Genomic DNA, 10,883 nt, shown 5'->3' with positions numbered 1-10,883 from the left:
CTACTTCCCTCCTTGATTTGAAACATATACATGAATGTTGAAATAGTCGCGTTTATCCGTTTGGATATATACGGTGTACCAGCCCGCCGAAACATTATCGATGGTGTAAACTCCGTTTTTCTCCTGAAGGACAGTTCCTTTTGTTTTCATCTGGCCTTGTGTTAAAATACCCTTTTCATAACGGGCATACGAGATTCCGGAAAAGTTTTTCAGTGAAATTTCAACCTTGCTTCCAATAACGGTTGCAACATTTGAGCTGTCCGGCATAACTCCGTTAACAAGGGCTAAAGTGTCATAAAGACCCACAAGGCGAACGGTTCGGCGAATGGTTGTTTGATTCCCTGCATCATCTCTTACTGTATAGTCGATATAGTAAGGGTTCGAACGAACAAATTCATTTGCTGAGAGATTGTCAGGGTTAAACACCCGTCCGCCTGCTCCATAATTTATGGTGACCCGGCTTGTCAGGTCGACTTTTTGACCTGCAACCATATCCCATGCTTTGAAATCCAGAAGCTTTGACTTGTCATATGCAATGGAGGCATCTTTTTTAGGCGTCATTCCTTCGATGAAGATTAGCTCATCGCCATTTTCAAGTTTTAGCTCAGGGGAAGTTTTGTCGATTAGACCAATGTCGACACCATATGAGGTGTAGGCCCCTGTTCTTCCTTCAAGGTTAAAATTGTAAAGCCCATTTTCTCTATAGTTCAACGACTTCTCTTGTTCCCAAGGGTCGTTTCCGCCCACAAACTTAGCATCTTTGTCAGTGATTACCGTGACATTCACATTCTGGTTCGTTGCCGGATTTTTGTCGATTCCCACAACATATCCTTCTTCTTTTCCAGATGTGTCAACACCAACAACAATCTTGTTTTGATAGTCCTTTTCCACCCATGCACCACTTTGGTTTTGTTCGAGATATTTATATGTGAAGCGGACCTCTTTAACCTTGGGTGCTCCAACTTCAATTCCTTCCACCGTTAAAAGAATTTTTTGCGTTATACCTGTTTGGTCCCTGACTTGAAAGACGTGCTCCCCGTTAGTGTTAACGTTGATAACGGCATCTTTGTAGGACTCCACATCGCCGTTTTCATCCTTCACCTCAGTTAAAAGGGCATGTTCATATCCACGATAAGAAACGGTAAGATCTGTCATCTTTCTAAGAATATCCACCGGAACGCCGTCACTGTCACGGATTTGGTCAAAGGTTACATTAACGCTCAGCTTATCTTCTGCTAATGTTGCAGTCGCTTTTACTTGCGGCGGCGTAGAAACAATATTGGATATGGTAATAAGCTCATGTCCTTCGTTGCCATAGTCGTCAACAAAGAACATCGTAACAGTACCATTTTTTCTAAAGCGAACAGCTTTTGTGCCAGGGATATGTACGATATCGTTGGCAGTCAGGCTCCCGACAGGTTCTACACCAGTGACTGAAATAGTTTTGAACTCTTTGCTAAACTGTGTCAGCTCAACATTCACGCTTTGTGCAGTAATTGTGGCTGGAGGCGTGCTGTAAGTCTTCTCAATTGCTATTGGCACTACTTTGTTAATGTTTGAAACGGTGATCGGAGTACTCCAGCGGTTTCCGGCATAGTCATAGGCTGTCACATAATAAATTCCTGAGCTGTCAAGCTCAACGATATATTCATTTTCAAGCGGCTCACCTTTGAACGGATAAACCACATCGCCCTTTTTAACCTCCGCAAATGCGATTTCACCTGAATCATCCGATAAAGTGATCGTTGCAAAGATATTTTTGTTTGTCTTGGACGTATTGGATAACACATAGGAGGTTTGACCAATGGTGTTGTCAAAATGGTCATAGCTAACCTTATGAGCAGCTGTATTTCCTGCATTATCCTTAAACTCAAATGTGAATGTGTTTACATCTTGAGTTAAAGTCCTTGAAAAGGCTGCGTTGTTGTTTGTCATAGAAAGCGTTTTTCCGCCTCCTATAAACTTGAGCGTAGCCATAACCCTTCTATAGGCTTTTCCTTCTTTGATTGGAACCCAGTTTCCAAGATAGTTCTCATAGGTGTATTCAACCGTGTAGTGTATGTCTTGCGTGATTGGCGTTTTATCAATGTTTGAAACGGTGACCGGCAGGGTCGTTTCTATTCCTGCTTTGTTTGTCACTTTGAAATATACCGTTGCATTTTGTTCGAATGTTTCGGTGTGCGGAAGCATGAAGTCAATTTGGCTAAAATCTATGCCGTCATATGAACGCTCAAGCTTTGAAATCCCGCTTTCCGGGTCATACACAGAAAGTGTTGCACTAACACTTTTATTGGTTAACTCGGTAATTGAATATTTAACCTCTGCAACAGGTGCCGTTTCATCGACCACTGTAATGGCAACATATTCCTCTTCCATCCGGTCGGCTTCGATGCCTTCATTGGTATAGGCCTCGAAATAAGCTGATTTTGTTGTTTTTCCATTTCTGAGCGCTTCAAATACAAGCTTTGAATAAGCTGTTTTTCCTTCTGCTTCTGTAAATGAAGGGTCCAGAACACTTAGCTCTGTATTCAGAACGAATCCCGACAAAACTGCATTTTCAACAAAGAAATATTGTCCTGCATACTTTGGATCCGGAACGACAACATAATAAAGCTTATCGCCCTCGTTAAAAGATATAAACCCGCCGTTTTGGATGGTTTGACCATTTCTCTCTACATAACCTGAAACATCAAATCCTGTAACAAACTCAACCTCAGGTGTGAATTCTAACACACTATCCCTTCCGACCTCGTCCTGAACATAGAGGCTGATTGGATTATTGTTTTGAACAACAACCTCATAGTCCATTACATAGTCAGCAGATGTTGTTAAAAGTCCTTTATGGAGAAGGTTCGACCTTGCCATATCACCCACAACATCACCCTGGGCAGGTGCGTTAGGCATTACGGTTACTGGAACGTTAAAATAAACGCTAACCGTTGCTGTGGTTTTTGTTGTTGTAGGGTTTGCGCTGACCCTTACAATGGAAGCCTCCGCGTCAACCAGGTTTATTTTTGAGTCAAAGAAAACTTTTTCAGTCACATTTCCTGCGGTGTCGACGGCTTTGATCCCAATTGCATAGGTGCCGCTAAGCCCTTTCAAGTCAATGGTATAGCTTCTCTGTTTGTTCCCTTCGCCATTAACGATTACCGGACCGCTTTGCATTTCCACTGATTGACTTGAATTAAATAACATATAATCAGCTTCTGTTGCAATATAGTTTTCTGCCGGATCTTTAATAAGTGCGAATGAGACGGTTGTGTCACTATTGTCTGAAACCTCTACTGTAATCACACCATCCTGTCTTTCTCCTTTTGTCACGATTTCACTTGACTCAAGTGCAGATGGAGCTGTCCGGTCAATGTTAGACACGGAAATAGGAACAAAAACCTGATTTCCAAGCTCGTCAGACAGGAGCAGGTTTGTTGTTATATTTTCGCTAACTGTAACGGTGAATGCACCGTCTGCATATGGAGAAACCGTGATTTTGTCTGCATCCTCCGGTGCAACTGTCAGCTTGCTGATTCCCGTGCCGGCATCATTTGCTGCTATTGTTGCTGTCACTGATGCGTTTGTTGGCTGAATGGTGCTATAGTCCGGCAATTCAAAGGTTGGTGCCTGGCTATCATAAAGAATGGTGACAGGTTGTGCCTCTGTTACAAACTCCGGTCTAACGTCAGCGGGAACATTGAGAAGCCCGAACTGAAAATAGATTGTGTTAACGCCCTCTTGAAGCGGAACAGGGGTGTCGATTGTAAATGAAAAGTTCCCGCCTGAATGGTTGCTCGCTGTAAATTCGGGCACTACAACGCCGTTATCTGTTGACATGCCGTCCGTTGTTGCATAATATACCGGGTTTTGATATTTCGTTGTGCTGTCAGAAGTCCATGCTACATGGGGCTCATTCAAAACAGCATAGACACTATATGTACCATCTGTTGTTGTCCCCATTCCGTTCAAAGTCTTTGGCTGAGTATGATTTAATGTATCCATTGTCACAGGTCCTGACCTTATGCCAAAGTAGGGGGAAACCCTTTTGCTTTCTCTGCCATGCGGGTCTTGTGCAACAACAACAATACTGTACGCACCTGAAGGAATTCCTGTTAGGGTCAAGATTTGATTAACCTCAGCAATGTTTTCACTGTCTGGTGTCAGTGTCAGCGGATATTCTGGCGTACCTTCAATTCTAATTTCTGTATCTGGTTCAGATAGATAGTAATATGCACTCGCAATTCCGCTGTCATCTGTCACTTTCACTTTAAACTGATGGGAAGATTTGAAAAAATCATGCTGCTTCTCGATAATATAGCTAATTTCCGGATCATTATGGTCGAAATAGTATTCTCGCGAAAAATCAGCCGTGTTTCCGGATAGTTTATCTTTAACACGGTATTCAAGTATATATCTTCCGTCCATCACCACATTTGTTTCATTATGACTACGTTGTTCAGCTGCACCAACATCATGGCTCGATTCATACACTCTAAAGTTTTGTGTAAAGCTATTATCATTGCTGGAATGAGAAATCCATCTATAACTCGTTTCAATGTTTGCATCGCTTGTGTCGAAACGGATATCAAAGCGTGGCTTTGGCAGGCTGGAATCCTCTGTAATCAGTGTGTCGGCAACATCCCCGTTAAAAATCTGCAAAGGCCTTTTATAATACCTTGTTGACGCCTGCTCGTTTCTTGAATCGTTTCCTAGTGAGTCCACTGTGAAATAATAGAGAGTTCCGTCAAAATTATCACCTTTGGGAATGGATATCATAGCCGTTGTGCTATCACCTTCCGAGTCTACAAATGCCCACACCCCTTGAGTTGAAGCTATTTCTTTTGATACAGGCTTAATTTCATCGATTGGAGTGTCGGTTGGCGCCGCAGTTCCGTTTATAAAGGTATAATAAGTCCTTGACCAGCCGTTATTGCTTTGCTCCAGGTCGTTCATTTCAAAACGATAGTCATTTCTTTTACGAAGCTGTGCATTTTGCGGATGTACCGTTTCGTGAATGGTCACTCGCGGAGCCAGGCTATCGATTTTGATATTTTCAATTTCTGCATATCCGGCATCTCCGCCTAGTGGATTGTCAGCTTTATCCCATCCATAAAGCCGAAGCTTGAATTCGCCTTCTGTCGGGTCGATCGGACTTAGTTTTATACTGACTCCATTTAGCACTTGCGTGTTAATGGGTGCGGTAACAGTTGTTCTGGAGCCTGTACCGTCAAAGTTTTTTATTCTTGTTATTGCCGGTTCATAGGAATCACCGGTTTTCTTGTACAGCTCATATTTAAAGAGGTTTTGATTCTCACTGGTGTGGGCGGCATTCCCCTCCGGATAGAGTGTTTCGCTTGATACCATGTAGAATTCATGCATCTTTTTGATGTTGTTTTGAATGGAATTCCCCCCCGTAAGGTCATTTCCATCTTGATCGGTAACTCTGACGGTTGGCGTTTGTGTGTCCACTTTGTGAGTAGAAAAATAAAAGCTTTGTGATGCTGCAGATTCCGGTGTCGGATTTTCCAAATAGTAGGCCTGAGCACGCCCATTTTTCGATAGATAGGTAGACACATTGTTAAGCTGAAGCCTTATGCCCTCGCTTTCAACTGCGCTGACATCCAGCGGTACCTTTCCAGTGAATTGAAGTTTGCCGTTTGGTTGTCCGTCATTGCCTTGCAGTTTTGTCATGGTAAGGCTAGCGAGCTGTGTTTCCGTACTGTTTCCAAGATATAACACAGGTGTTGCCTGGAAATTTGTTATGAGCTCCGTTTTAATTTCTTGCGTCATGCTTTTTTTATGAATGGAAACCGCTTCAACGGTGATATTAACATCTGTCAATTTCCGATTTAGATACCGGTTGTCCTGGCTCGGCGTATAGGTAACCGTTTGATTGATATCGGGGTTGCCGAGGTTATATATACTACGATAGAACGTATACGTTACATCCTTATAGTAGTAATCCGCTTGCCCTATCTTTGTTGTTAAATAGGTTTTAACTTCGGGATTTCCTGAAACGGTGTGGGCAAAAGTCCCCCCGAGGCTTTCAGCATTGGTAGACTGGGCAAGCAGCGCCACCCTGTAGGTTAGCGAAATCTCTGCTTTGTCCTTTGCAACCATTTCATCGTGAAGCTTCTTGCGGTCAATATCCATCTGAAACGTTTGTGTTTTTGTTGGTTCCTGGAATGTTAACCAATCTCTGCCCACAGCGTCATCCGAAACGCTATAGCTGAAAACAGGAGCATCCTCATATTGCATAATGTCATAGTGACCATATTGATCTCTGACATATTTGTCCCACCCTGCACTTTCAGAGCCTGACGAATTAGCATCCAGATAGAATTCTCCGCCAAGCTCATCAACGTAACCAAGATCTGTGAATTTTCTTTTGGTTACGTCCGAAATGTCACGATAGAGTCTGCCCTGGTCTTTTGTCCATGCGTTTATTGGAATGGTCTTCGTCTGTGTTGGATTTATGTTCCCCCCAATTTGAGGAAGCCACAGAACCACAGATTCACCGTACCAGTCATCACTGCCCACAAGCCAAAAAACGAGCTCATTCATTCTCCAAGGTGGAATATTTTGTAATTTAAATGTATGTTGTGTATCAGACCAAGCGGCAGCGCCGCCAAAATTTGCTACATGATCAGAGTTTACTCCAGGTTCATAGGTACTTACGCCCATATAAATATCATCACCTGTTCCGCCGTTTCCGTTTCCTCCTGTTTTCACACCAAACACATAAGTGTACTCTGTTGCTGTATTCGCATAAACAGGCGCTACTGATGCGAGAAGCGAAAATACCAGCATCAAACTTAAAATCTTCTTCATAAAATACCTCCTAGTATTATCCTGGCACTTTTGGCAGTAAGTTCATTCGCAGTTATGAACCGTGATGATCAAATTTCGACATTTTTTTCTATAATACCATCGTCGAAAGAAGCCCTGCTGCTTTGTAAAGAAAACTTTAAGTTTCAAAAATAAAGTAGACTAGGAAGCCAGCTTGTTACCACGACACGCAAAAAAGGCCCGCATAAGTTTAATAAACTCATGCGAAGCCGGAAGCACAATAATGGTAAGACCACATTCAGGCAACGATCAGCCTTTACAGCTATTTTCCGTTAAGAATAGTTTCAATATACTTAGAGCTAAGACCTATAGCTTTTAGCTCTTCTTTCATTTCATGTGTGTGTGACATTTTTCTGTTAGGGACATATAAAGCTACGCCGCCCCGATTGTTATACCCTGCTGAATTTCTTACTTCGAATGCAAGTGCTTGGGCTGCAGCAGTGATTTCTGATGATTTGCCCATTATCTCTATAAGATCATATTGATCAAATATCCCATCGTTCTTGCCTAATAGCTCTGCGTTGTTTGCAAGATCTGTTAGTGGGGAATCAAATTCTGCATGTTCTATTGCCTTAACCAGGGATTCAGCCTGAGAAAGCTTCATCATAGACATTGTGGTTTGCATCTTAGCTTCAAGCCCCGAATGAAGGGTAAAGGAATCTAAGATTAAACGCCCTACTCTTTCAGTGCTAATCTGCGGGTTTCGCTCCATCGCACCTATCCATGTGGTATAATACAACCCTGCCGCAGGAGTTGAATCTTCAGAAGCGATGAGATATTTGCCATGGTCTCTAAGGGCATAGGCCGTTTCAACTGTGCCCATAAGACATGCATCAAAGACGATTAAGTCAAAATACATATCTGATGCACCGATTGCCTTCGAAAGCTCCGAAACCTTCATCGTTTTTCGTTCATTTAGCTCGTCTGCACCAAATCCGCCCATTGTACCATACCCATGATCCCATAAAACCAGTATATAACGATCACTTGGTGCAACGGTTTTGCCCCAAACAAGAAAATCCCTTAGTGTTTTAGGGTCTGATGCGGCTGTTTGGATGTGGCTCTCGTGCTTTTTAAGCTGTCCATTGCCGACTTCAAAGCGTTCTGATGCTCCATCAGCCATATATTTGTTGTGATATTTGAGCGTTCCACCTGTTTGAATCAGGATTTTCGTGTTTTGGTTTGGCTGGCCGCGGAACATTTCTTCCAGGTCATCTGTTAGCTGGCCTTGCTGTGATTCAAGGTCAGAACCAACTGCATATATTAAAATTGTCGATGAAGCAACATTTTTATCCTGCTCCCAAAGTGACCTTGCCTCGTTTAAAGCTTGCGTTGTGAAAACTTCTGTTGCACTAAGGGTTTCACCTAGTGTTGCTATTTGATCTCTGGGTCTTGTGTTTAAAGCATGACTGCTTATTTTTGCGAGCGTTCCCCGATTGAATTCGAGTTCTTGTGTAAAGTCTATTCCTAAAACTATAGAGGCGAAAGAAACCGCGGTTTCATAGGTAAAGTCGCCCTTAGTTTCTGAATATCCCAAAACCCTTAAAACCATTAAACAATATTGGTTTAAAGTGGTTGGCCGGTTACCGCCAAAGCTAAATTCATCAATTCCGTTAACTACACCCTTTGAATAGGAATACGACACGTAGCGGCTTTCCCAGCCCGTATCCTTAAACGGATTTTTGTAGGTGCTTTTCAGGACCTCGTCTTCCTTCCCCCACAGACGCAGCATCATAACAAGGGATTCTGCTCTGGTGGGCACCCGCGAAAGCTCATATCCATTCCCCGTTCCACTGAACAATTCCAATCGGTTAAGCCCTTCCGCATAGTTTGAGCTTTGTGCCGCTGCTGATGGAGTTATTGCAACAAAAAAAAACATAAAAATAATTAAGCTTCGGATATGCTTCATCAAATTCCGGCCTTTCCATTTGAAAATAAAGTAGCTGATTTACTTATCAAGCAACTCTAACATGGCGGATTAGCCCCTGTGTGAAAGTTAAAGAAATCTTTAAGGTTGCACCTGCAGCTCCATTCTGACTTGGAATACGGATACCTAATTTATTTCCCCACTTTTAAAAACATCTGTTCGAGCTCTTCCGCCACTACTTCCTTTTTGGATATTTTCAAGTTCAAATTATGTTCACAAGCAAAATCTTGATGATCAAAGAATGCTAATTCATATATAGGTGATTCTTCTTCACACCTTAGTCAAGATATACAAAAGACACCCTAGAGTAATTTTCATCACTCTAAGGTGTCTTCATTTTACACAATATGGTAAAAACACAGGCAATTAGTATTGCCACGAGGAGAAACCCTTGCTACGCAAGGGATCAGCCCTCAAATCACATCATGCCGCCCATGCCACCCATACCGCCCATATCCGGCATGCCGCCGCCTTTTTCAGGCTCAGGCTTGTCAGCGATAACAGCTTCGGTAGTCAGGAACATTGCAGCTACGGATGCAGCGTTCTGCAGCGCGGAGCGTGTTACCTTCGCAGGGTCAACGATTCCGGCTTCGAACATGTTCACCCATTCGCCGGTTGCAGCGTTGTAGCCGATGCCTACTTCTTCCTTCTTCAGACGGTCCACGATTACGGAACCTTCTTCGCCGGCATTCGCAGCGATTGTGCGGATCGGCTCTTCCAGAGCGCGCAGAACGATGTTAACGCCGGTTTTTTCGTCGCCGGTTACATTAACTGCTGCTACTGCGTTATATACGTTCACGAGAGCTGTACCACCACCGGATACGATACCTTCTTCAACCGCAGCGCGGGTTGCGTTCAGGGCATCTTCGATGCGCAGCTTGCGCTCTTTCAATTCTGTTTCTGTTGCAGCGCCTACTTTGACAACGGCTACGCCGCCAGCCAGCTTAGCCAGACGCTCCTGAAGTTTTTCTTTGTCGAACTCGGAAGTGGTTTCTTCCAGCTGGGAACGGATTTGGCTAACGCGTGCATTGATGTCCGCTTTGTCGCCGCTGCCGTCAACGATTGTAGTGTTCTCTTTGGTTACGCGCACTTGGCGTGCGTTACCCAGCTGATCAATGGAAGTGCTCTTCAGGTCAAGACCGAGCTTCTCAGTGATCACTTGGCCGCCTGTCAGGGCAGCGATGTCCTGCAGCATAGCTTCACGGCGGTCGCCGAAGCCAGGAGCCTTAACAGCAACAGCGTTAAAGGTTCCGCGCAGCTTGTTCACGATCAGCATAGCCTGTGCTTCGCCTTCGATATCCTCAGCGATAATCACGAGCGGACGGGCCTGCTGTACGATCTTCTCAAGCAACGGCAGGATTTCCTGTGTGCTGCTGATCTTCTTGTCAGTGATCAGGATGTACGGGTTGTCCAGAACAGCTTCCATTTTGTCCGTATCAGTAATCATGTACGGGGAAATGTAGCCGCGGTCGAACTGCATACCTTCTACCACTTCAAGCTCAGTCAGGAAGCCGCGGGATTCTTCAACGGTGATAACGCCGTCCTTGCCCACTTTTTCCATAGCTTCAGCGATCAGCTGGCCCACTTCATCGTCAGCAGCAGAAATAGCTGCTACCTGAGCGATAGCCTGGGAATCTTCGATTGGCTTAGCGATGTTCTGCAGCTCAGCAACAGCAGCTTTAACCGCCTTGTCGATCCCTTTGCGGATAACCATCGGGTTAGCGCCTGCAGTTACGTTCTTCAGACCTTCGCGGATCATAGCCTGAGCCAGAACCGTTGCAGTTGTAGTACCGTCACCGGCTACATCGTTAGTCTTGGTAGCTACTTCTTTAACGAGCTGTGCGCCCATGTTCTCAAAAGCATCTTCCAGTTCGATTTCTTTGGCAATGGTTACACCGTCGTTAGTGATCAGCGGGCTGCCGAATTTCTTCTCAAGAACTACGTTGCGGCCTTTAGGACCCAGTGTAACTTTTACTGCGTTAGCCAGAGCATCAACCCCGCGGAGCATCGAGCGGCGGGCGTCTTCACTGAATTTAATTTCTTTTGCCATTAGTGTTAACCTCCTAGAAATTTGTTATAAGTGTTGGTGTGTAAAGCTTATGAAACTTAAGTATAT

At 44.1% G+C, this 10,883-nt stretch carries 3 protein-coding genes; all 3 read right to left on the bottom strand.

Going from position 1 to position 10,883, the window contains the following annotated elements; all coding sequences use genetic code 11:
* Positions 1–6,822 (bottom strand): hypothetical protein, encoded by a 6,822-nt coding sequence (locus R70723_RS04745; RefSeq protein ID WP_039870191.1) that lies wholly within the window; start codon positions 6,820–6,822, stop codon positions 1–3.
* Between the two features lie 280 nt (positions 6,823–7,102).
* On the bottom strand, positions 7,103–8,749 hold the full coding sequence (locus R70723_RS04740; RefSeq protein WP_081957207.1) for a clostripain-related cysteine peptidase: 1,647 nt from the start codon (positions 8,747–8,749) through the stop codon (positions 7,103–7,105).
* A 436-nt stretch (positions 8,750–9,185) separates the two neighbouring features.
* Positions 9,186–10,817, bottom strand: coding sequence for a chaperonin GroEL (gene groL / locus R70723_RS04735; RefSeq protein WP_039870187.1), 1,632 nt, complete (start codon positions 10,815–10,817; stop codon positions 9,186–9,188).
* Between the last annotated feature and the right edge of the window lie 66 nt (positions 10,818–10,883).

Source organism: Paenibacillus sp. FSL R7-0273, from assembly GCF_000758625.1.
Lineage (GTDB): Bacteria > Bacillota > Bacilli > Paenibacillales > Paenibacillaceae > Paenibacillus_AQ.
The sequence above is the reverse complement of the archived record's forward strand: the minus strand, read 5'-3'. Positions and strand labels throughout refer to the sequence as shown.

Coding starts and splice junctions, on each gene's coding strand:
- R70723_RS04740 (WP_081957207.1), bottom strand. CDS start 8,749: ATGAAGCATATCCGAAGCTTAATTATTTTTATGTTTTTTTTTGTTGCA.
- groL (WP_039870187.1), bottom strand. CDS start 10,817: ATGGCAAAAGAAATTAAATTCAGTGAAGACGCCCGCCGCTCGATGCTC.
- R70723_RS04745 (WP_039870191.1), bottom strand. CDS start 6,822: ATGAAGAAGATTTTAAGTTTGATGCTGGTATTTTCGCTTCTCGCATCA.